We start from the raw sequence: 22,581 nt of genomic DNA, 5'->3' as shown, positions 1-22,581 counted from the left end.
CCCGTCCTGCAAGGAGCTTCACATGTCCCGTACTGTTCCCGCCCGTGGCGCGCTGGTCGCCTGGGCCTGCCTGACCGTGGCGATCGTCGCCGAAGTGGTCGGCACCTCGTTCATGGCCCATGCCGCCCGTGATGGTGGCTGGACCGGGTATCTGATCATGGCCGGCGCGCTGGCGCTGTCCTACTTCTTCCTGGCGCAGTCGGTGCGCCGCATTGCCGTGGGCGTGGCCTACGCCGTGTGGGAAGGGCTGGGCCTGACCCTGCTGACCGTGGTCGGCCTCACCGTCTTCGGTGAAAGCCTGTCGCTGCAGCAGCTGGCCGGCCTGGTGCTGGCAGTGGTCGGCATCGTCTGCGTCACCCTCGGGGAGGCGCACTGATGAACACCCTGGCACTGTTTTTCGTGATCTGTTCGGCACTGATCGATGTCGCCGCCAACATGATGGTCGCCAAGTCGGAAGGCTTCCGCCGCTGGCGCTGGGGCGTCGGTGCGATTGTCCTGGTCTGGATCGCCTTCGCCCTGCTGGGCCAGGCCGTGCGTTACATGGATCTGGCCACCGCCTATGCAATGTGGGGAGCGATCGGCGTGATTGGTACCGCCACCTGCGGCCGCCTGCTGTTCGGCAACCGCCTGCGCCCGATCGGCTGGGTCGGCATCGGTCTGGTCACTGTTGCGGTGCTGCTGCTGAGTACTGCGAAGTAACGCTTCGCTGTGCCAACCAAGGTTGGCACCTACCAGTGCTCAGTCGCTGTGCCAACCAGGGTTGGCACCTGCCAGAGCGTGAGCCGCCGCAAGCAAGCGCCCCGGGGAGGATTTCTCCGGGGCGCTGCCGCATCCGCAGGGCTTAGAAACGTGCGGTGAAGTTCAGCCGCGTGGTGCGGCCCGGGCCCGGCATCAGGCTCATTGCCAGCGTGTCCATGTAGTAGGTGTTGCGCAGGTTGCTGACCACCAGTTCAACCTCGCTGCGCGGGGTGAATTGCCAGCGCGCATAGAAGTCATAGATCGCGGTCGGCAGGTAGATGTTCTGCAGGCCGGTCGAGCCGGTGGTGTTCCAGGGCTTGTCCAGTTCGTGGGTGGGGCCGCTGTTGTAGGTGCGGCGGATGCCGGTATCCAGTCGCTTGTCGAACAGGCGGAAACCCAGCGTGCTGTGGATCGAGTACTTCGGTGGGTTCTGCGCGTTGACGAACGAGGTGCCGAAGCCGCCATCCACGCAGTCCGGCGTGGTGTCCAGCTTGCTCCACTTCGCATACGGGTCTTCGCGCATGCGCTTGGCGGTGGCTGCATCGCAGGTGCGCGCGCGCTGGTAGTAGCTGGCCGACAGGTCCAGGTAGGCGATGCCGGCGTCATAACCGGACTGCAGCTCGTAGCCGGACACCGTGTAGTTGTCGACGTTGTCGACGTAGAACGCCCAGTTGCTGGAATCGAAGCGACGGGTGATGGCGTTGTCGATATCGTTCTTGAACCAGGCGACCTTGAATGCCAGGCGATCACCCTCACGCCACAGGTCCTGCTTGAGCAGGCTGAAGCCGATGTCCCAGGAGCGGTTCTTCTCGGGCTTCAGGTCGGCCACCGGTGCCGAGGTGCTGTTGCCCAGTGTCGATTCGAACAGGCTGGGCATCTTCCAGCCCTGCGCGTACTTCACGTAGAAGAACATGTCCGCGTCGAGGTTGAAGCGCGCTTCTGCATAGGGCGCAAAGCCGTGGCCCGAGCGACGGATCGCCGGCTTGTAGCCCCAGGCGGTGGGAATCTGCTTGGTGTAGAAGCCGTTGGCACCGCGCGGGTCACGGATGAAGCCGTCGAAGTCGTAGGTCTGGCCCAGCGTGCTGTCGCCATAGGGCGTAGCGCGCAGCGAGTCGTACGTGTAGTTGCCCTGTGCATCCGGGTACCACTCCTTGTACCAGCCCGGCAGCAGCTGGCCACCCTTGCTCAGGCGCGCGAAGGTGTAGCGCAGGTCGCGCGATTCGCTGACGAAGGCCACACGGTTGCGGTCGCGGGTGCGGTAGTCGATGAAGCGGCCGCCTGCGGTCAGCGACAGCCAGTCCCACGGCTGCCACTGCAGCGAGGCGACGACGCTGGCCTCGCGGCGCGTGCCCGAGCGCAGGTAACGGTTGTTGTTGTAGTCCACCGGCAATACCGGCGAGTTTGGTGCGGTGTCTTCGTGCTGGAAGGACGCGCCATAGCGCAGCGTCCAGTCGCCCAGGCCATTGCTGAAGCGGGTGGTGTTGCTGCTGTCCACACCCCAGCGCTGGGTCTTTACGTCCGACTGCAGGCCGGGGCCGTAGGTCTCACCCAGCGTGTCGGGCATCTGGTCGTTGGGCACGTCCTTGAACAGCGGTGTGTTGGCGATGTTGCTGTTGAACATGCGGCTGGTGGCGGTGGTGAACCACAGCGTGCTGCTCAGGTCCAGCCACGGGTGCGCCTCGGGGCGGTAACGATGGCGCAGCGAGGTGGCGTTGACCCGCATCTTGCCCGGCTCGAACTGGAACATGGTGTTGGCCTTGTCCACGTAGGTCACCCATTCGTTGGACTCGCCCACGCGACCGATCGCCGACGGCATGATTTCACCGAAACTCGAATTGAAGTAGCGGTGGCTCAGCTCCAGGCGCTGGTCCGGGTTGGGCGTCCAGGTGAATTTCAGCAGTGCCGATTCGTTGTCGGTATGGGTGTTCAGGACTTCATCGCCCGGGTGGTACAGCTTGGAAACGGCCTGGCTGGACATGCCGGTGCCGCCGCTGGACAGATGCTGGTCGTCGTAGCGATGCGCGCCGTTGCTGCCGGCGAAGTAGTTGCCCTGGCGTCGTCGTGCATAGGCCGCGACCAGCTGCCAGTCCTCGCCGCGCTGGGCGAAAGCCACGCTGCCGTTCCAGTCGCGCGGGTCGCGCAGGCTGTTGCGGTTGTCGCTGCCACGTGCGATCTGCTTGAACGTACGGGTGCGGTCGATGCTGTTGTCGGCCACGCCGCCGCGCACGCGCAGGCCCCAGTCCTGGCCGTCGTCGAGGATGTCATCGGCCTTCAGCGTTTCCATGTAGACCACGCCACCGATCGCGCTGGCGGCATTGGCGGCCAGGCTCGGCCCCTTCTCGATGCTGATCGCGCTGATCAGGTCCGGGTCCAGGTAGCTGCGTTGCTGTACGCCGGCATAGCCGCGATAGACATCGATGGCCTGTTGGCCACCATCGATGATCACCGGCACCCGGTTCTGGCCCTGCAGGCCGCGGATGTTGACGTCCAGCGCGCCACCATTGCGTACGTCTCCGGTGTGCACGCCGACTGCGCCGGCCAGCACATCGCCAATCGACTGGCCGCGGAAGCGTTCCAGCTGCTGGTGGTCCAGATGCACGCGCGAGCCGCTGTCGCGGTAAACGGCATCGGCATCGGCCAGGCCCCACGGCGACGCACCTTCGCTGGCCTGGCCGGCTACACGCAGGGTGCCGATCTGGCGCACGCCGGCATCGGTGGCGGGGGCGGCCTGCAGCACCACGCCGCTGGCATCACGCTGGAACGACAGGCCGGTGCCGGCGAGCAGCTGCGCCAGCGCGGCCTCGGTGTTGAGCGAGGCCTGCACGCCACCGCTGTGGCGGCCGCGGGTCAGACGCGCATCGGCAGCGATGGACAGGCCCGACTGCTGGCCGAATGTGGTCAAGGCCTGGTCGAGCGGTCCGGCCGGGATCTGCCAGCGAACGGCAGCGGCAGCATCCTGTGCATGGGCGGCGGCCGGCAACAGGCACGGCGTGGCCAGGGCCAGGCACAGCGCGATGGCCAGCGGGCGAGGGGAAGGGCAGGGTAGTTTCATGGGGGCGGCAACATCCGCAATGGGTTCCCTTGTAGTGCCCGCCGAGCGCGCAGAAAGGGAACCGCCATTTCAAACCGGACGCACAACGGTCCACCATGGCCAGCGTTGCTCGATGCGGATCGGCAGGGCGCGCGCCAGCAGTTTCAGGGCCTGCAGGCTGTCCAGCCGCGGCAATACCGCGGTGACATTCAATGCGGACAGTGCCGGATCACAGCCCAGATAGCCACGATGGTGGCGGGCCAGTTCGTCGATCACCCGGATCAGCTGCGTGTCCTGTACCTGCAGGCGCCCGTCCTGCCAGTCGCCGCGCAGAGGGTCGGCAGCAGCCGTTGTGAGGCCCCCCAACGGTCCAATCTGCAGCGCGCCTCCCGCAGACACATCCAGCGGTCTACCGAACATCGGCAGGCAGCGCACCACGCCCTCGAACACGTCCAATCGGCTGTCCTGCGCTTCGCGCCCGACCGCGAAGCGGGTGCCGATCGGTTGCAGGCGCGCGCCGGGTACATGCACGGTCAGGGGCAGCCCGGTGAATGCGGGGTGGTGGCCGGTCTTCAGCAGCAGTTCGCCGCGCAGCAGATGCAGGGCGCGGTGGCCGTTGCCGATGTCGACGGTCACTTCGCTGTCGGCGTTGAGCCAGAGTTGGCTGCCATCGGCCAATGTCCAATGCCCGGTGTGACCGGCAGCGGTGCGCTGCGTCTGCAGGCCGCGTTGTTCGCGCAGCCCGTGCAGGCCGAGCAGGGAGACCGCGCCGACGCCGAGAGCGCCGCCAAGACCGCGAAGCGCGCGGCGGCGGCGACGGCCGGCGGCATCGAGCGCCATTGCTGCTGCCGGTGCAGACAGAGGGGCGAAGGATTGCCAGACCGACTCGACCCGGTGCCATGCATCGGCATGCCCGGCATCGGCCTGCAACCAGGCGTGCCAGCGCTGCCGGTCGCTGTCGTTCCATCCCTGCTGGCGCAGCGCGAACCATTCGGCTGCCTGTTCCAGCGCCGGGCTGGCCAATGCCACACTCATGCCGCCGCGTCGCCGGACAGGCGCAGGCAGTGCAGCATCGCCTGCGCCATGTACTTCTTGACCATGCGCTCGGACACGCCCAGCTGTTGGCCGATCTCCGCATAGCCCAGTCCGGACAAGCGGGCCAGCAGGAAGGCACGCCGTGGCCGCTCGGCCAGGCCGGACAACATGTCAGCAATGGCATGCAGCAGCTGCAACGCCTGTGTGCGCTCCTCCGCGGAGGGATGCACCGGCTCCGGTTGTGCGGCCAGCGCGGCCAGATAGGCGCGTTCCAGGTCCGCGCGCTGCCAGTGGTTGACCAGCAGGGCGTGCGCGATGGTGCTGAGATAGGCGCGCGGCAGGCGCAGTTCGGCCGGGTCGACGCGACGGCTGAGCAGGCGCAGGAAGGTGTCCTGGGTCAGGTCGGCGGCGCAGTCGGCGTTGTGGGTGCGGCGGCGCAGCCAGCCCAGCAGCCAGCCATGGTGTTCGAGGTAGAACCCCGCCAGCGCGGCGCTGGAGGTGGCGGGCACGGCCATCGGCATGGATCATTAATGAGAATGATTCCCATTATAGAGTGATCGGGCGGTGCACGACAAATCCTGCGCAGGTGGCAGCGGTCACGGGTGACGGATTTGCGATGCCTGCGGCGCTCGCCGACACTGCGTTCTTTCCCACAAGGAGTGCCCGCATGTTCAGCCACATCACCGTTGGAACGAACGACATGGATGTCGCACATCGGTTCTACGATGCACTGTTCGGTGCCCTGGGCGCACGTCCGGGCGTCTTCGATGACAAGGGCCGTCTGGTGTACTTCAAGGATGGCCGCATGTTCATCGTCACCGCGCCGATCGACGGTCAGCCGGCATGCCACGCCAACGGCGGCACCATCGGCTTCACCCTCGACAGTGCCGAGGCCGTGCGTGGCTGGCAGGACGCGGGCGTGGCCCAAGGCGGCACCGCCATCGAAGAACCGGCTGGCATCCGCAACATGGCCGGGCGCCAGTTGTTCCTGGCTTACCTGCGCGACCCGGACGGCAACAAACTGTGCGCGGTGCATGTGATGTCGTAATTGGACAGTACGCGCGCGGCCGCGTGGCACGTAGCGCACGCGCCGTTGCCGGTCCGAGGTGCGCATCGGCGCGCGCGTGATAACACGGAACGGTGGATCCGGCCTGCGATCGCAGGTCGCAACTTCATGCTCTGTCCACTGCGGTTCAGCCACAATCGGTCGGTTAACCCTTTGATCTACCGGAGAACGCCGCCCCATGGAAGTACTGGAGCCGCAACAATCCCCGGTGCGCACCCTTCGGCCTGTATTCGCCTTCGCGGCGATCGTTGTCGTGGCGTTCGCGCTGTTCGTCAGCCTGTTCCCGCTCGGTGCGGGACGCATTCTGGTCAAGGCGCAGGACTGGGCCGCACTCAATGTGGGCTGGTACTACCTGCTGGCGATGACCCTCTACCTGGTGTTCGTGGTCGGGGTGGCGCTGTCCAAATACGGTGGCATCAAGCTCGGTGCGGACCATGACGAGCCGGAGTTCAGTTACCTCTCCTGGGCCGGCATGCTGTTCGCCGCGGGCATCAGCATCACCCTGTTTTTCTTCTGTGTGTCCGAGCCGCTGACCCATTACATGCAGCCGCCGCAGGGTGACCCGGCCGCCGGCGAGGCCGGTGCGCGCCAGGCCATGCAGCTGCTGTTCCTGCATTGGGGCCTGCATGGCTGGGGCGTATTCGCGCTTGCAGCGATGGCGATGGCCTATTTCGCCTACCGTCACAACCTGCCGCTGGCGCTGCGTTCGGCGCTGTACCCGCTGATCGGCAAGCGCATCAATGGCCCGATCGGCTACACCGTGGACGCGCTGGGCATCGTTGCCACCGTGTTCGGCATTGGTGCCGACATGGGCTTCGGTGTGCTGCACCTCAACGCGGGCCTGTCGCACCTGTTCAACATCCCGCACTCCAACCTGGTGCAGATCATCCTGGTGGTCAGCATGATGGGCGCGGCGGTGGCCGTGGCTGTGTCCGGGGTGGAGAAGGGCGTGCGCTGGATGGCCAACATCAACATGCTGCTGGCGATCGCGCTGGTGCTGTTCATGCTGTGCGCCGGCCCCACCCAGTACCTGCTCAGCACGCTGATGCAGAACCTGGGCGACTACCTGGGCAGCGTGGTCGGCAAGAGTTTCGATGTGTATGCCTATGGCGGCCGACCGGAATGGCTGGGTGGCTGGACGGTGTTCTACTGGGCCTGGTGGATCGGCTGGGCACCGTTCGTTGGCCTGTTCATCGCGCGTATTTCGCGTGGCCGCACCATCCGCGAATTCGTGTTCGGCGTGCTGCTGATTCCACTGGGCTTCACCCTGGCCTGGCTGTCGATCTTCGGCAACAGCGCGCTGGACCAGGTGTTGCACCACGGCCAGCAGCAACTGGCGCAGCTGGCGGTGGATGATCCACCGACCGTGCTGTATGCGCTGCTGGACGGCTACCCGTGGAGCAAGGCGGTGATCGCGGTGACCGTGCTGATCAGCTTCATCTTCTTCGTGACATCGGCTGATTCCGGTGCGGTGGTGCTCTCCACGTTGTCCTCGCATGGCGGTGGCCCTGAGGATGACGGTCCGCGTTGGCTGCGTGTGTTCTGGGGCACGGTGATCGCCGTGTTGACCGCGGGCCTGCTGTTGGCCGGCAGCATCGATGCGCTGAAATCGGCAGTGGTGCTGGCGTCGCTGCCGTTCTCGGCGGTGCTGTTGCTGATGATGTGGGGCCTGACCCGGGCCTTCAGCGACGAATCACACCGCAAGCGCGCGCAACAGTTCAGGCCTTCGCCCCTGATCGGCGATGACCGCCACCATCAGGGCTGGCGGCAGCGCCTGACCCAGGCCATGCATTTCCCGGTGCGGGACCAGGTCTACCGCTTCATGGACGATACGGTGAAGCCAGCGATGGAAGCGGTGGCCGAGCAGCTGCGTGGGCAGGGCTGGGACGTGGCTACGCGTTTCGAGGCGGGTGACATGGAGCTGTCGGTGAATCACGGCGAGCAGCAGGACTTCCTGTACCGGGTGATCCTCAGCGGTTACCTGACTCCATCGTTCGCCGCACAGCAGTTGCGCAACCAGCGGTACTACCGCGCCGAAGTGCATCTGTACGAGGGCAGCCAGGATTACGATCTGGTGGGCTACAGCCGCAAGCAGATCATCAACGACATCATCAGCCAGTACGAACGGCACCTGCAGTTCCTGCACCTGAGCCGGTGATGCACGTTGATGGTAGTGCCGGCCGCTGGCCGGCAACGCGAACGGGGTGGCGCGTCACCGCCACCCCGATATCGCATCAGAACCGGTAGCGCGCGCCCAGCGAGACGAACTGCCCGCGCAGGTTGTACTGGCTGATGTCGAAGCCGTTGGAGCCACCGGCCGGGTCGAACGGCGGGTCCTTGTCGGTCAGGTTCAGCACCGACAGCGACAGCGTGGTGTTCGCAATCCCTTCGTAGGCCACGTACAGGTCCAGCTGGTGATACGGCTTGATGCGGTCGCGCAGTCCGGGGTTGCTGGTCGCCGTCGCCACACGCTGGTCGTAGCCGCTCACGTACTGCAGGCTCAGCGTGCTGCTCCAGTCGCCCACCGCCCAGTTCAACGAGGTGGTGCCGCGGGTACGCGGCAGTGCACCGTGGCGGTTGTTGCCAGCCCCTTCATACGGGGCCTGGCCGGCCACCAGCGGCTGCTTGAAGCTGAGCAGGTGGGTCCAGCTGCCGGCCACGGTGAAGTTGCCCCAGCCCTCGGTGCGGAAGGTGCGGTTGGCGTCCAGGTCCAGGCCAGAGGTGGTCAGCTCGCCCTGGTTGGCGTACTGGTTGGTGATGAACTGGATGCGCCCCTGTGCATCACGCTGCACGCGACCAGGGAAGAGCGTCGGGTTGTCGACGATGAACTGCGCGCTGTCCGGCTTGACCAGGTTGTCCTGCTCGATGCGATACCAGTCCAGGCCGATGCTGGTATCGCCATCCGGCGACCACACTGCACCCACGTTGAAGTTGCGCGAGCGTTCGGCCTTCAGGTCCGGATTGCCGGTGCGGATGTTGGTCACGCCACGGCTGCCACCGGGCTGCAGCGGATCCAGCGGATCGATCACCGAACCGTAGCTGACGGTCTGGCCCGGCGCGATCTCCGGCAGCGACGGTGCACGGAAGCCGCGCGAGAATGAGCCGCGCAGCAGCAGGCTGTCCAGCGGCTGCCAGCGCAGTGCCACCTTCGGCGAGAACGCCTGGCCGAAGTCGTCGTAGCGGTCGCCGCGACCGGCCAGCTGCAGTTCCAGTGTGCGGTGCAGCGGCACGCTCAGTTCGGCATAGGCTGCGCTGACCTGGCGCTCGCCGTTGACCACGTTGATGGCCGGGCGCAGCTCGGTGCCCGACAGCACCTGTGCACTGGTGCGCGCGTCCAGCGATTCCTTGCGGAACTCGGCGCCCCAGGCGAAGCCGACCGCACCGGCCGGCAGCTCCCACAGCGAGGTCGAGGCCTTCAGGTTCAACGAATGCAGCTTGTACCAGCCCGGGCGCTTGGTCTGCAGGCGCAGTGCGTCCAGCGCGCCCGGCGTGCTGGATGGATTGAGGAAGTTGTAGCTGCCATCGCGCAGGATCTGTTCGAACGCGTAGCGGTTGACGAAGTTGTCGACGTACTCGCGCTGCGCGCTCTGCGAGGTCAGTGCTGCCACTTCCCAGTCCCAGCGCTCGCCACTGCCACGCACGCCGGCCAGGGCACGGTAGAACACCTGCGTGTTGTCCTTCAGGCGCGGGCCGATATCGAAGAAGGTGTACTCGAACGGCAGCGGCGTGCTGCCCGGGTTGTTCGGGTGGCCGACCGGCAGCACCGCCGGAACATCGATCAGGGTGCCGGTGGCCGGGTTGTAGGCACGCAGGCCCGGGCCGACGGTCAGCGGCGCGCTGAAGATCTGGTCGGCCTTGTTGTGGCTGTACAGCACGTCGGCGAACGCTTCGACGCTGTCATTGAAGCGGTAGGTTGCGCTCAATGAGGCCTGCAGGCGCTCGGCGCCGGGCTGCAGGGTCTTGAACGGCTGCGCGTTGAAGGCGCAGGCCTGGCCGGGCAGGGTGCTGCCGAAGTCGCTGTAGGGGCGCAGCTGGCTGCCGTCGGGGCAGTTGGCGAACGGCTGCGGCGCGCGTGGGTTGGACAGCCAGTTGCCACCGGCAGTGGACCAGCCAGCCAGGCGGCCACCGGGCTTGTCGCGAAAATCGCCGCTGCGGGTATAGGCGCGGTCGTCGCCATCGAGGCGGTCGCGCTTGAGCAGGTCCAGCCCGAACAGCACGTTCCAGCCCTGCTGTTCGAGGTCACCGAAGCCGGCCAGCAGGCTGGCCTTGCGTTCGTCCAGGCCGCCCTGTGTGGCGGTACCGAAGCCGCCGCCCACTTCCACGCCCTGGAAGTTCTTGCGCAGGATGATGTTGATGACGCCAGCAATGGCATCGGAACCGTACACCGCCGAAGCGCCATCCTTCAGCACTTCGATGCGTTCCACTGCGCTGATCGGCAGTGCGTTGAGGTCGACGAAGGTGTCCTGGGTATTGAGCGCGAAGCCGAAGTTGGAGACGCGGTAGCCGTTGACCAGCACCAGCGTGTTCTTCGGCGACAGGCCACGCAGGCCGATCGAAGCGGAGCCGGCGGCGAAGCTGCCGGTGTACTGCTCGTCGAAGCTGTTGCCGGCATTGGCCGACAGGTTGCGCAGCACATCGGTGAGGGTGGAGCGGCCGGTCTGCTCGATCTGTTCGCGGCTGACGATCTGCACCGGGTTGGGCCCGGCGGTATCGCTGCGCTTGATGTTGGAGCCGGTCACCAGCACGGTGCCAAGGGTGGTGCTGTCCTTGCCGGTATCGGCGGATTCAGCGGCGCCGGCAGCGCCGGCGGTGAGGCCCAGCGCAATGGCGCCGGCAAGCAGGTTCAGGGTGGTGCGGTGCATGGAAGCGACAACGCCGAACGGGGGAGGAGCCGTCAGTACCGCATGCAGGCACGCGCGCCTTCCAATGACGAAAGCGCATTCAGTTATACATCACAGGTTCTTAACGAAAGTCAGTACCTCCGCTGGGGCAGACCAATTCGGTGGGTGCGGACCGATCTTTGGTGGGTGCCGACTGATCTGTGGTGGGTGCGGACCGTTGGTCCGCACACCCCTGTAGAGCCGAGCCTACGCTCGGCTCCACACACTGGCCGGAAAGCAGCCGAGCATGGCTCGGCTCTACAGAAGGCAATGTCAGCCGATCAAAGACGCAGCAGCACCTTGCCATTGCGGCCCGAACCGGCGCCGGCCTTCGCCGCCTGGGCGATGTCGTCCAGTGCGAAGATCTGCTCCACCGGCAGGGTCAGTTCGCCGCTCGCCGCACGCTTCAGCAGTTCGCCAACCAGCCGGCGCTTGTCCTCCACCGCCATCGTCTGGCTGACCTTGCTGCCCCAGAAGCCCTTCACCGTGGCTTCCTTGTAGATCAGGCCGCCGGCGGGAATGCGCATGGGTTCGCCACTCATTACACCGAACGACACCAGGGTGCCGTGGTGGCCGAGCAGGTCGACCAGATCGCCGCTGGCATCGCCGCCGATGGAATCCACCGCGGCCGCGGCCTGTGCTTCGCCGGTCGCTTCACGCACACGATCCTTCCAGCCGTCCACCGAGGTGTCGAACACATGATCGATGCCCAGCGCTTTCAGCTGCGCGACCGCATCGGCATTGCGCACCAGGTTGGCCACATGCACGCCACGCGCCCGCGCCAGCATCGCCAGCGACTTGCCCACCGCGCCGTTGGCGGTGTTCTGCACGATCCACTGGCCTGCCTCGACATGCAGGAACTCCAGCAGCATCAGCGCGCTCAGTGGCATCGCGATCAGCTGCGCGGCCATTTCGTCGGGGATCGCCTCCGGCATCGGAATCACCATGCGTGCCGGGGCGATGAACGCCTCGGCCCAGGTGCCGTGCACCGAGGCGGCGGCAACCCGCTGGCCGATCTGCAGACCATCGACACCGTCGCCAAGTGCATCGATCACGCCCAGTGCTTCACTGCCACCGATCGCCGGCAGCACCGGCTTGTAGCCATACAGGCCACGCACGGTCAGCAGGTCGTGGTTGTGGATCGAGGCCAGCACGGTGCGGATGCGCACCTCGCCGGGGCCGGGCGAGGGCAGGGGCGCATCGGCAATGGCAAGGACGACGGCCGGGTCGCCGAAGGAGGGGTACTGGGCAGCGCGCATGGGCGGTGTTCCGGGGAAAGTTGATGTTGTACCGAACTGGGGACGCAGGGGCTGTCGACAAGGCGCCGCAGGTGCAACACGGCATCCTGCGACTGATCGTCGCGACAGGTGCTGATTACCGCATCTTGTGTTGACGAGTTCGGGTATCCCCACTATGTTGTGGCCGTCACTCCCGGTCAGCCGCCGCCGCCGGACATGCAGCAAACGTCCCGCGGCCCGCCCCTGAGGCTTGCCGTGTCGACGCGGCCGCCATCGTGCGGACGCAGGTCGCCCCCACGGCCCGGATACCGGCCGCAGGCGCAGGCAGATGCCGACGACCTACGTTCCCGTGCCCTGGCAATCCACCCGTTCGCCCCGTGCGCCGGTATCGCGTTCAGGGCCGCCATGGCATCGACCGCCAACGCGCGTGCGAGCCTGGAGTTTCACCACCATGACCGACAGTACCTTCCGCGTGGCCGATCTGGCCGGCGCTGGCGACGCCTTGCGCGCCGGTGGCGAGCGCGTGCCGACCTGGATCACCAAGGAGGCCGGCAACCGCCGCCTGCCGTTCGAGGCCGAGCGCCTGCAGCGCAGCATCGACGCCGTGCATGCCGAGTTCCCGCAGCTGGACGTGAGCGACTACCGCCGCGTAGTGCAGTCGATGGTCGAGCGCAAACCGAGCATCAGCGCCGATGATCTGGTCGATCTGCTGATCCGTGAGGCTGAATCGCGGGTGGATCTGGTTGCACCCGAGTGGGAACAGTTTGCCGCGCGCATCTACCTGCGCCGCCTGTACAAGCGCGCCAGCCGCAACCGCTTCTACGATGTCGGCCTGAAGTACGGCTCCTACGTTGGCCTGCAGGAAAGCCTGGCCGACCGCGGCATCTACAGCAACGACATCCTGCGTTGCTATTCGAAGGAAGAGCTGCAGCAGGCCGGCGAGATGATCGATCCGGAACGCGACCGCCTGTTCGCCTACAACGGCCTGTACCTGCTGGCCACGCGCTATCTGGCCAGCGACCGCAGCCGCGAGGTCTACGAACTGCCGCAGGAGCGCTGGCTGACCATTGCGCTGTACCTGATGCAGGAGGAAAAGCCGCGCGAGCGGCGCATGCAGCTGGTCGGCGAGGCGTACTGGGCGCTGTCCAACCTGTACATGACGGTGGCCACACCGACCCTGGCCAACGCCGGCAAGGTGGGTGGGCAGCTGTCCAGTTGCTTCATCGACACGGTGGACGACAGCCTGCAGGGCATCTATGACTCCAACACCGACATCGCCCGCGTGTCCAAGCACGGCGGCGGCGTCGGCGCCTACTTGGGCTATGTGCGCAGCAGCGGCGCGCCGATCCGGGGCGTGGCCAATTCCTCCGGCGGCGTGGTGCCGTGGATCAAGCAGCTCAACAACACTGCGGTCTCAGTCGACCAGCTTGGCCAGCGCAAGGGCGCGGTGGCGGTGTACCTGGACATCTGGCACCGCGACATCGAAGCCTTCATGGACCTGCGCCTCAACAACGGCGACCAGCGCCTGCGCGCGCACGATGTGTTCACCTCGGTGTGCGTGCCCGACCTGTTCATGGAAGCGGTCGAGCGTCGCGCCGACTGGTACCTGTTCGACCCGCACGAGGTGAAGCAGGCCAAGGGTTGGTACCTGCAGGACTTCTACGATGAGACGCGCGGTGCGGGCAGCTTCCGTGACCGCTATGCCGAACTGGTAGCCGACGAGCGCATCAGCCGACGCACGGTGAAGGCCATCGATCTGTTCAAGCGGATCATGCTCAGCCAGCTGGAGACCGGCAATCCGTTCCTGTTCTACCGCGACGAGGTCAATCGCCGGAACCCGAACAAGCACGCGGGCATGATCTATTCCAGCAACCTGTGCACCGAGATCCTGCAGAACATGAGCCCGACGCGGATGATCCAGGAGATCGTCAGCGGCGACCAGATCGTCACCACACGGCGGGCCGGTGACTTCGTGGTCTGCAACCTGTCCTCGATCAACCTCGGTCGAGCGATCAGTGCGCCGGATGACCTGCTGGCCACCGACGTGCTGGAGCGCCTGATCCCGATCCAGGTGCGCATGCTCGACAACGTGATCGATCTCAATGCGCTGCCGGTGCCGCAGGCCACGATCACCAATCGCAAGTACCGCGCCATCGGCCTCGGCACCTTCGGTTGGCACCACCTGCTGGCGCAGCAGGCGATCCAGTGGGAATCACCGGATGCCGAAGAATTGGCTGACCGTCTCTACGAGCGCATCAACTTCCTGACCATCCAGGCCAGCGCACAGCTGGCGAAGGAGAAGGGCAGTTACCCGATGTTCGCGGGCAGCGACTGGCACAACGGGCGCTACTTCCGTGACCGCGACTACAGCGGCGCCGCGTGGGACAGCCTGGCCCGCGACGTCGCCACGCACGGCCTGCGCAACGGCTGGTTGCTGGCCGTCGCGCCGAACATGAGCACTGCGCAGATTGCCGGCTCCACCGCCTCCATCGACCCGATCTACAGCGCGTTCTACTACGAGGAAAAGAAGGACTTCCGGCGGCCGGTGGCGGCGCCGGGCCTGTCGCTGGAAACCTGGCCGTACTACGAGAAGGGCGCCTACAAGGTCGACCAGTTCGCCAGCGTGCGCCAGAACGCGCGCCGCCAGCGCCATGTCGACCAGTCGATCAGCTTCAACCTGTACGTGCCCAGCACCATCCGCGCGAGCACGCTGCTGGAGCTGCACCTGAGTGCCTGGCGCGAAGGCCTGAAGACCACGTACTACGTGCGCTCCAACGACATCGACATCAGCGAATGCGAGTGGTGCTCCAGCTGACCACCGGCGCCCCACGGTAGTGCCGGCCGCTGGCCGGCAACCCCGCGATCTTTGGTAGTGCCGGCCGCTGGCCGGCAACACGATAGAAATAGAACGAAGGCAGAAAACCATGGCAACCCCCCTCGATCGCATCAAGATCCTCGAACCGCGCCATCCCAACCGCAGCACCGGCATCATCAACGGCCGCACCAGCGGCATCCTCAACTGGAACGACATCCCGTACCCGTCGTTCTATCGGGCCTACAAGGAGCTGTCGACCAACTTCTGGATTCCCGACGAGGTCGACATGAAGCTGGATGCCCGCCAGTACGGCGAGCTCAACGCACGCGAGAAGAACGCCTACGACTCGATCATCGGCCTGCTCGCCACGCTCGATTCACCGCAGACCCGCTTCATCTACAACGTGGCCGAGTACATCACCGACCCGGCCGCGCATGCCAATGCGGCGATCATCGGGCAGCAGGAAGTGATCCACAACGAGAGCTACAGTTACGTGCTGGCCTCGATCACCGACCTGCCAAACCAGAACCGCATCTTCGAGATCGCCCGCACGCATCCGACCATCATCAAGCGCAACGCGCCGATCATGGGGGCGTATGACGATTTCATGCGCGAGAAGACCGCCGAGACCCTGCTCAAGTCGTTGATCCAGTCCTCGATCCTGGAGGGCATCAATTTCTATTCCGGGTTCGCGTACTTCTACAACATGGTGCGGCAGAACCGCATGAACGGCACCGGCAAGATCATCAGCTTCATCAACCGCGACGAGCTGGCGCATACCAAGTTCATCAGCGAGCTGATCCGCGCCATCATCGGCGAGAACCCGGAGCTGCAGACCAATGAGCTGACCGCGTACGTGCACCAGTCATTCGAACATGCCATCGAGCTGGAGACGCAATGGTCGTCGGAGGTGCTGGATGGCATCGACGGCATCGACGTGGACGAGATGGTGCGCTACGTGAAGTACCGCGCCAACAAGATGGCCGGCATGCTCGGCATCGAACGCCTGTACAGCGACACCACCGACAACGTGATGCCGTGGATCAAGGCCTACGCCGACAACTTCACTGAAACCAAGACCGACTTCTTCGAGATGCGCAATGCAAGTTACAAGAAGACCAACGTCGACAACGGCTTCGACGATCTCTGAGCCCGGCGCCGCGCTGAGCATCCTGGTGGTGGTCGCCTCGTTGAGCGGCAACACCCGCGAGCTCGGCCGGCAGATCGCCGAACGCTGCCGCGCCGCCGGCCACGCAGTGCACTGGCAGGAGGCCGACGACCTGCGGCAAGCGCCGCCGCTGGCTGCCGACGAGGCCGACTTGGTGCTGCTGGGCTGCTGGACCGACAACGCCGGTCGCACGCCAGCGGAGATGAAGGCCTGGGTGGCCGGTATTGCCGAGCGCGGCGAGCGGCCACGGCAGCTGGCGGTGTTCGGCACCGGCGAAACGCAGTGGGGGCAGGAGTACTACTGCGGCGCCGTGCACCGCCTGATCCGCTACTTCCGCAGCGACTATCCGCCGCTGGAAATCGAACAGATGCCGCATGGTGAACGCCATGCCGGGGCCATCGAGGCCTGGACCGACGCGGTCCTGGCCCACTATTGGAGCAACACCGATGCAGATCATCGACGCCACCACGCCTGAGCAGTTCCAGCAGCTGCTGGCCGAACACCCGCGGGTGCTGGTGGATTTCCATAAGGAGCAGTGCCCGGGCTGCCGGATGCTGGAGATGTCGCTGCACCGGGTGGCCAACAGCGTGGCGGGGCAGGGCACGACCCTGCTGCGCGTGCAGCTGGAAGTGCTGGGTGAGGCGTTCTTCCGCGAGTTGGGGCTGCGACAAACGCCGACGCTGTCGTTGTTCCGTGACGGTGATGAGCGCACGCGCCTGGCCGGGTTCCAGTCGCCGCAGCAGATTGAAGCCGCGATCGCGCTGCATTTGTAGAGCGGGCATCCACCGGGGTCGGATCCCTCGCCGCAGGCGAGGGCTCTGACCCTGCAACGGCGCACGACGTAGAATTTGCTGTAGAGCCGAGCCATGCTCGGCTGCTTTTCGCGCGGTGTGTGATGAAACGCATCCACCCGTGGCTTGGATCTACTGGGGTCGGATCCCTCGCCGTAGGCGAGGGCTCTGCCCCCCGCGTTCCGGATTACGCGCCGGCGTCGGTATCGTAGGCATCCCTGCAGTCCAGTGCTGCCCAATAGGGCTGCCCCGCACCGCAGGAGAGAAGCTTCCCTATGAGCTCGGTGGAGCTATCGGCGATGTTGGGACAGCTGCCAGCCACTCCGTGGATCTCGTGGTTGCTGTCGTAGCAACGCCCTGGCTGGTGCAAGGAGAGATCGATGGAAATGTAGTCTCCATTATCGCTCCTTGCGACGACATGCCACGTTGCGGACAGGTCATCCTCGCACCGCTCACTGGCGATGGCTTCATTGGCTTGACGAATATCTTCGGGCGGCAACAGATTGTACGAAATGACCTCTGGGTCATTTGCGTACAGAAGGGCGCCGCCGCACTCGCGATAGAAGTGCTGCAAATCTGCCGGGTACGCCAGCGGCCCCTCAAGTACGGGAAGTGCTGCGGCAGGTGATCTGATCGCATGGCTGGAGCTGGATCGGATCATGCCGATCAGTTCTTCAATGCAGTTCACACGGTTGCCCTTGCCAAGTGTTTGTCCTGGGGTGTTGCACAGGAGGCAAGTTAACCGGGATGGGTCTTCCGCTGTAGGCTGAAGGCGACACCAGCTCTGCTGTTGCTCGAGATTTCCATGGGACAACAAAGGCATCCACGCATGGCGTGGATCTACTGGAGCCGAGCCCATGCCCGGTTGCCTTTCGATCGACGGGGTCAGAGCCCTTGCCTCCGGCAAGGGATCCGACCCCGCCATGTGGTCTCACCCGCCGCTGAAGGTATCCACCAGCAGCTTCACGTTCAGCGCCACGATCACCACGGCGATCACCCAGGCGATGCTGCCCAGCCAGCGCGGTGCGACCAAGGCTCCCATGGTCACTTTGTCGGTCACGATCCGCACCAGCGGGATGATCGCGAACGGCAGCTGCATCGACAGCACCACCTGGCTCAGCACCAGCAGCTTCACCGCACCCTGGTCGCCGAACAGCATGATCACCACCACCACCGGAATGATCGCCAGTGCGCGCGTGATCAGTCGACGCAGCCACGGCGGCAGTCGCAGATGCAGGAAGCCCTCCATCACGATCTGGCCGGCCAGCGTGGCGGTCACCGTCGAATTCAGGCCTGAGGCCAGCAGGGCAACCGCAAACAACGTCGCCGCCGCGCCTACGCCCAGCATCGGCGCCAGCAGCTGGTGCGCCTGCTCGATGTCTTCCACATCAAAGCGGCCATTGGCATGGAACACCGCCGCCGCCAGGATCAGGATGCTGGCGTTGATGAACAATGCCAGGGTCAGCGCGAGGGTACTGTCGGTCACTGCCCAGCGCAGGGCGCTGCGACGGCCCTCGTCGGTGCGCGGGTAGGCGCGGGTCTGCACGATGGACGAATGCAGGTACAGGTTGTGTGGCATCACCGTGGCACCAATGATGCCGATGGCGATATACAGCGCGTGAGGATCGGTCACTACCTGCGCGCGCGGAATGAATCCGCCCAGCACGTCCATCACCGGCGGTGCGGCCAGCGCGATCTGCACCATGAAGCAGCCGAAGATCACCATCAGCAGCGCGATCACGAAGGCTTCCAGCGCCCGGAAGCCGCGGTTCATCAGCAGCAGTACCAGCAGCGTGTCCAGGGCGGTGATCACCGCGCCCCACAGCAGCGGCAGGTCGAACAGCAGCTTCAATGCGATCGCGGTGCCGATCACTTCGGCCAGGTCGCAGGCGATGATCGCCGCCTCGCACAGCGCCCACAGCGCCAGGTTCACCGGCTTCGGGTAACGCGCGCGGCAGGCCTGGGCCAGGTCCATGCCGGTGGCGATGCCGAGCCGTGCCGACAGCGCCTGCAGGATCACCGCCATCAGGTTGGAAATGAGGATGACCGACAGCAGCAGGTAGCCGAAGCGCGAACCGCCGGCGAGGTCGGTGGCCCAGTTGCCCGGGTCCATGTAGCCGACCGAGATCATGTAGCCCGGGCCGAGGAAGGCCAGCAGGCGGAACCACCAGTGACCCTTGTCGGGCACCGCCACCGAGGCGTTGAGCGCGCCCAGGCTGGCCGCAGTGGAGGCCGAAGGGTCGCGGGGTGCCAGGGTGTTCATGGGTCCGAATATAGCTCCTGCTATAGTGATTAGCAATGTGAAACAATCGTCTTTATCGCGTTACTGGTCCAGAATTCAGGTTCAACACCGGATCACCCCGGAAGGACAGGCGCAGGCGTGGGCAAGACCGACGATTCGACATCGCTGAAAAGCACCCCCTTGATCGAGGCCGAGCGCCAGGTCGAGAGCTTCCGGCAAGTGCGGGAGGCGCACCGGATGGAGCTGGTGGAGGACTATGTCGAGCTGATCTCGGACCTGCTGGCCGACGGTGGCGAAGCCCGCCAGGTCGACATTGCCACCCGCCTGGGCGTGGCCCAGCCCACCGTGGCGAAGATGCTGCGGCGCCTGGCGCGCGATGGCTGGGTGGTGCAGCGGCCGTACCGCGGCGTGTTCCTGACCCCGGAAGGCGAGGCGTTGGCCCATGCCAGCCGCCAGCGCCACCAGACCGTGGAGCGTTTTCTGCTGGCGCTGGGCGTGGACCCGGATACCGCGCGGCGCGATGCCGAGGGCATCGAGCACCACGTGAGCGAACAGACGCTGGCGTTGTTCGAGGCGTTCGTGCGCAAGGCCGAGGGCGGGGCGCCGTAACGGTAGCGCCGGGCCATGCCCGGCGGGCGCGTCGCCGTGTTCATGCCTTTCGCCGGGCATGGCCCGGCGCTACCGTGGTTGGATGGCGCCGTTGGGGCAGCGCGCCTGTTCCTGCGCGCAGGCCCGTTTCGTCCATTCCTTCAACACCGGTTGCAGGCCTTCATAGCGCCGGCCTTGCCAGCCATTGGCCAGCACCTGGCCGTCGGCATCAATCAGCACCAGGTTCGGCGGTGCCAGCCCGGCCAATGCCTGCAGCGCGGGCATGCGCGCGGCGCGGCGCGGGTCCAGCACCGGCCACGGCATGTCCTGTGCATGCATGTAGCGGCGCAGCGCGCTCTCGCTCTCATCCAGGCTGACGTACACCACTTCGGTATCGGCGCCGGCCTCGCGCAACGCGTCGCGCACGCTGCGCAGTGTGGGTACGAAGGCGTGGCACGGTGCACACCAGTCGGCGCCGAAGTACAGCGCCACCAGTTTCGGCGGCGGCGTCCACTGCATCGGTCGCAGCGAGCGCTGTTCCGGCCGCATCAGCGAGGCCGAGACCTGCGCGTGCAGGTCCGCAGCCATCGCCGGTGCGGCCAGCACCAAGGCACAGGCCAGCAACAGCGCTCGCAGTGCTTCAGAACGCATAGCGCAGGTTGACGTACCACGAGCGCGCGAAACGTGGCCCGTAGACATAGTCGCTGTCACGCAGCGCGCCCACCTCCAGATCCTTCTGGCGCTGATCGAATACGTTCTTGACGCCTGCGGCCACCGATACCTCCTGCTGCGCCTGCGCGCCCAGATGCCGGTGCCAGCGTGCACCAAGATCGGTGACCAGGAACGAGCGCGTACGGTGCAGCTCGCCCAGCCGGTTGTTCAGCACCGACATCGGGCCGGTGTGGCGCAGCGCGACGAAGGTCTCCCACGGCTCGGCCGGCATCCAGCTGAGTTGGGCCAGGCCGGTCCAGCGTGGGGTCTTCAGGTAGTCGCGGCTTTCGATCACGGTGTCGCCACCATCACCGGTGTCGTCGAAGATGCGCTGCGGTTCGCGGAAGCGCGAGCGGTACCACGAGGCACCGGCGGTCAGGCGCCACTGCGGCGAGGGTTGCCAGCCGAGGTTGGTTTCCGCGCCCAGCACATTGGAACCGGACGCGTTGTAGCGCAGCTGGCTCAGCTGGCCGTCATCGCCGCGCTGGATCTCGCCCAGCGCGAAGGTGTCGCGGATGCGTGCATAGGAGGCCGTGGCATCCCAGCTCCACACCGGATTGGCCGGGTCCGATCGCCAGTCGAAGCCGAACAGGGTGGTCAACGCGCGCTCTTCCTTCAGGCCATCGGTATTGCGCACGCGCACCTGCTCGCCCCCCAGCGTGTCGACATGCACGTCCTCGACGAAGATCTCCGGAGCACGGAAGCCGGTGGCGATGCCGGCACGCCACTTCAGGTTGGGCGTGGCCTGCCAGGCCAGCGCGATGCGCGGCGAGAACACCGCGCTGTCCAGCTCCGAGCTCTTGTCTACGCGTGCACCCAGCACCAGGTCGACGTTGTCGCGCAGGCTCCACTCGTCCTGGATGAAGGCGCCCAGGTTGTGGAAGGTGGCGTCCTCCAGTACCGCAAGACGCTGGCCGTCACCGGTGCGGTTGTCGTCGCGCAGTGCCTCGTGCTTGTACTGCACGCCGAAGGCCAGCGCGTGCGCACCCAGCCGCCAGTTCAACTGGCTGTCGATGTAGTGCAGCGGGTTGTGGGTGCGGCCGTACTGGCGCCACGAACGCGAGGCCGCGCTGCCGGCCACGTTCGGGTCCAGCTGCGAGGGGTCATAGCCGGGCGCGGACGGATCGGTGACGACGTCGCCCAGACCGCCGTAGAAGCTGTCGCGGTCGATGTCGGCGAAGGCGTAGGCCAGGCGGAAATCGACGTCGGCATTGACTTCCTGGTCCCACGACACGCTGCCGCGGCGGTATTTTGTATCCAGCGATTCGGCGATATTGGCCAGGTATTCCGGCTGGTCCAGGCGGTTGCCGCCACGCCGGGTTTCATCGGTCACCTGCAGGTCCAGGCGCAGCCGCGTGCCCGGCGTGGGCGCATACCAGGCCTGCAGCCCACCGACCTTGAGGTTCTTGCGGGTGATTTCGGTGTAGCCGTCACCGTTGTAGTCGATGCCGCTGTTCCAGTTGCGCTGGGCAATCACCGACAGGCCGGCGTCTGCTTCCTTCGCCACCAGATCGAGCCGCACGTCGGCATTCTTCTGCGGCGTGCCTTTCAATACATCCACACCGGCCTGGACATGCCCACCGCTGCGCGCCGGCAGCGGCGGAATCAGGTTGATCACACCGGCGACCGCACCCGGCCCATACAGCGCCGAACCACCGCCTTTGACCACTTCGATGCGGTCGACGAACCCGGCCGGGATCTGTTCCAGGCCGTACACGCTGCCCAGCGTGGACAGCAGCGGGATGCCATCGAACAACAGCTGGTTGTAGGCACCGGGCAGGCCCAGCAGCTGTACTTCGCTGGTGTTGCAGTTCTGGCAGTTGCTTTCCACGCGCAGGCCGTTGATCAGCTCGGCGGCACGCGAGAAGTCGGTGGCCGCGCGCAGCGCGATGTCTTCCTTGCGCAGCACTTCGGTGCGGATCGGGACATCGGACAGCAGGCGCTCGCTGCGGGTGGCGGTGCTGACCTTCACCTGCACGCGGTCCAGCTCGGTCGGCTTCGGTGTGGCGGCCAGTGCGGGCAGCGGCAGGGTCAGGGCGATGGCGGCGGCCAGGGGCAGCCGATGGAAGAGGGGTGTGGCAACGGGCATGAAGGCGTCGTCCTTGGGAGAGGAAAGGCGGCGAGGGCGACCTGGCTGACGCATATGAAAGCAGAGGGTTATAGATATAGCAATGGCTATATAAATAAGTCCGTGCAATCACGAAGCCGAAAGCGGGATCAGAACATCGCGGACGACGTTGTTATAACATTACAAATAAGCGCCGGAACCCTGCCGGAT

Annotated in this window: 18 protein-coding genes; 9 read left to right on the top strand and 9 right to left on the bottom strand. The window is 65.8% G+C overall.

From position 1 onward, the window contains the following. Nucleotides 1-22: 22 nt before the first annotated feature. Nucleotides 23-376, top strand: coding sequence for an SMR family transporter (locus ABR323_RS04855; RefSeq protein WP_010485170.1), 354 nt, complete (start codon nt 23-25; stop codon nt 374-376). Further along, entirely contained in the window at nt 376-699 is a 324-nt protein-coding gene (locus ABR323_RS04850) for a DMT family transporter (protein ID WP_057500478.1), read from the top strand. The genes ABR323_RS04855 and ABR323_RS04850 overlap by 1 nt, the downstream gene beginning before the upstream one ends. Before the next feature lie 142 nt (nt 700-841). Here the strand turns inward: ABR323_RS04850 and ABR323_RS04845 are convergent, their stop codons facing one another. The 3 genes from ABR323_RS04845 to ABR323_RS04835 all read right to left on the bottom strand — a co-directional run bounded on the left by ABR323_RS04845 (nt 842) and on the right by ABR323_RS04835 (nt 5,319). Further along, nucleotides 842-3,790, bottom strand: a complete 2,949-nt coding sequence (locus ABR323_RS04845; RefSeq protein WP_439448449.1) for a TonB-dependent receptor domain-containing protein — start codon at nt 3,788-3,790, stop codon at nt 842-844. A gap of 69 nt (nt 3,791-3,859) precedes the next feature. Further along, nucleotides 3,860-4,804, bottom strand: a complete 945-nt coding sequence (locus tag ABR323_RS04840) for a FecR family protein (RefSeq protein ID WP_439448448.1) — start codon at nt 4,802-4,804, stop codon at nt 3,860-3,862. Beyond that, entirely contained in the window at nt 4,801-5,319 is a 519-nt protein-coding gene (locus ABR323_RS04835; RefSeq protein ID WP_439448447.1) for a sigma-70 family RNA polymerase sigma factor, read from the bottom strand. The genes ABR323_RS04840 and ABR323_RS04835 overlap by 4 nt, the downstream gene beginning before the upstream one ends. Nucleotides 5,320-5,471: 152 nt before the next feature. On the opposite strand from ABR323_RS04835, the gene ABR323_RS04830 reads away from it, so the two are divergent. Both ABR323_RS04830 and betT read left to right on the top strand, forming a co-directional pair. After that, nucleotides 5,472-5,852 carry a VOC family protein gene (locus ABR323_RS04830; RefSeq protein WP_135274091.1) on the top strand — a complete coding sequence of 127 codons (381 nt, stop codon included), beginning with the start codon at nt 5,472-5,474 and terminating at the stop codon, nt 5,850-5,852. 196 nt (nt 5,853-6,048) lie between these two features. Further along, nucleotides 6,049-8,028 carry a choline BCCT transporter BetT gene (betT, locus tag ABR323_RS04825; protein ID WP_439448446.1) on the top strand — a complete coding sequence of 660 codons (1,980 nt, stop codon included), beginning with the start codon at nt 6,049-6,051 and terminating at the stop codon, nt 8,026-8,028. A gap of 76 nt (nt 8,029-8,104) precedes the next feature. Here the strand turns inward: betT and ABR323_RS04820 are convergent, their stop codons facing one another. Next, entirely contained in the window at nt 8,105-10,732 is a 2,628-nt protein-coding gene (locus ABR323_RS04820; RefSeq protein WP_439448445.1) for a TonB-dependent receptor, read from the bottom strand. Nucleotides 10,733-11,031: 299 nt separating this feature from the next. Further along, on the bottom strand, nt 11,032-12,009 hold the full coding sequence (locus ABR323_RS04815) for a zinc-binding dehydrogenase (RefSeq protein ID WP_439448444.1): 978 nt from the start codon (nt 12,007-12,009) through the stop codon (nt 11,032-11,034). Between the two features lie 430 nt (nt 12,010-12,439). Between ABR323_RS04815 and ABR323_RS04810 the strand changes: the two genes are divergently transcribed. The 4 genes from ABR323_RS04810 to ABR323_RS04795 all read left to right on the top strand — a co-directional run bounded on the left by ABR323_RS04810 (nt 12,440) and on the right by ABR323_RS04795 (nt 16,744). Beyond that, nucleotides 12,440-14,803, top strand: a complete 2,364-nt coding sequence (locus tag ABR323_RS04810) for a ribonucleoside-diphosphate reductase subunit alpha (RefSeq protein ID WP_439448443.1) — start codon at nt 12,440-12,442, stop codon at nt 14,801-14,803. A gap of 109 nt (nt 14,804-14,912) precedes the next feature. Next, a complete protein-coding gene (locus tag ABR323_RS04805; RefSeq protein WP_024957408.1) occupies nt 14,913-15,953 on the top strand; it encodes a ribonucleotide-diphosphate reductase subunit beta in 1,041 nt (346 codons plus the stop codon). A gap of 25 nt (nt 15,954-15,978) precedes the next feature. Then, a complete protein-coding gene (locus tag ABR323_RS04800; protein WP_439448442.1) occupies nt 15,979-16,446 on the top strand; it encodes a flavodoxin in 468 nt (155 codons plus the stop codon). Next, the gene (locus ABR323_RS04795; protein ID WP_057495997.1) at nt 16,418-16,744 is read left to right on the top strand and encodes a thioredoxin family protein; all 327 of its coding nucleotides are present in this window, start codon (nt 16,418-16,420) and stop codon (nt 16,742-16,744) included. The genes ABR323_RS04800 and ABR323_RS04795 overlap by 29 nt, the downstream gene beginning before the upstream one ends. 205 nt (nt 16,745-16,949) lie before the next feature. On the opposite strand, the gene ABR323_RS04790 is transcribed toward ABR323_RS04795, so the two are convergent. Then, nucleotides 16,950-17,423: an SMI1/KNR4 family protein gene (locus tag ABR323_RS04790; protein WP_439448441.1), complete on the bottom strand. Its 474-nt coding sequence runs from the start codon at nt 17,421-17,423 to the stop codon at nt 16,950-16,952. A 270-nt stretch (nt 17,424-17,693) separates the two neighbouring features. Continuing rightward, nucleotides 17,694-19,025 (bottom strand): Nramp family divalent metal transporter, encoded by a 1,332-nt coding sequence (locus ABR323_RS04785; protein ID WP_439448440.1) that lies wholly within the window; start codon nt 19,023-19,025, stop codon nt 17,694-17,696. A gap of 117 nt (nt 19,026-19,142) precedes the next feature. Here ABR323_RS04785 and mntR point away from each other — a divergent pair, with 117 nt between their 5' ends. After that, on the top strand, nt 19,143-19,613 hold the full coding sequence (gene mntR, locus ABR323_RS04780) for a manganese-binding transcriptional regulator MntR (RefSeq protein ID WP_014037494.1): 471 nt from the start codon (nt 19,143-19,145) through the stop codon (nt 19,611-19,613). A 69-nt stretch (nt 19,614-19,682) separates the two neighbouring features. Here the strand turns inward: mntR and ABR323_RS04775 are convergent, their stop codons facing one another. Further along, nucleotides 19,683-20,243: a thioredoxin-like domain-containing protein gene (locus ABR323_RS04775; RefSeq protein ID WP_439448439.1), complete on the bottom strand. Its 561-nt coding sequence runs from the start codon at nt 20,241-20,243 to the stop codon at nt 19,683-19,685. Further along, complete coding sequence (locus ABR323_RS04770) at nt 20,233-22,392, bottom strand: TonB-dependent receptor plug domain-containing protein (RefSeq protein ID WP_439448438.1); 2,160 nt, start codon at nt 22,390-22,392, stop codon at nt 20,233-20,235. The genes ABR323_RS04775 and ABR323_RS04770 overlap by 11 nt, the downstream gene beginning before the upstream one ends. Nucleotides 22,393-22,581 lie beyond the last annotated feature (189 nt).

This window comes from Stenotrophomonas sp. ATs4 (assembly GCF_051861585.1).
GTDB lineage: Bacteria > Pseudomonadota > Gammaproteobacteria > Xanthomonadales > Xanthomonadaceae > Stenotrophomonas > Stenotrophomonas maltophilia_AS.
This window is presented reverse-complemented; position numbering and strand designations above follow the sequence as displayed.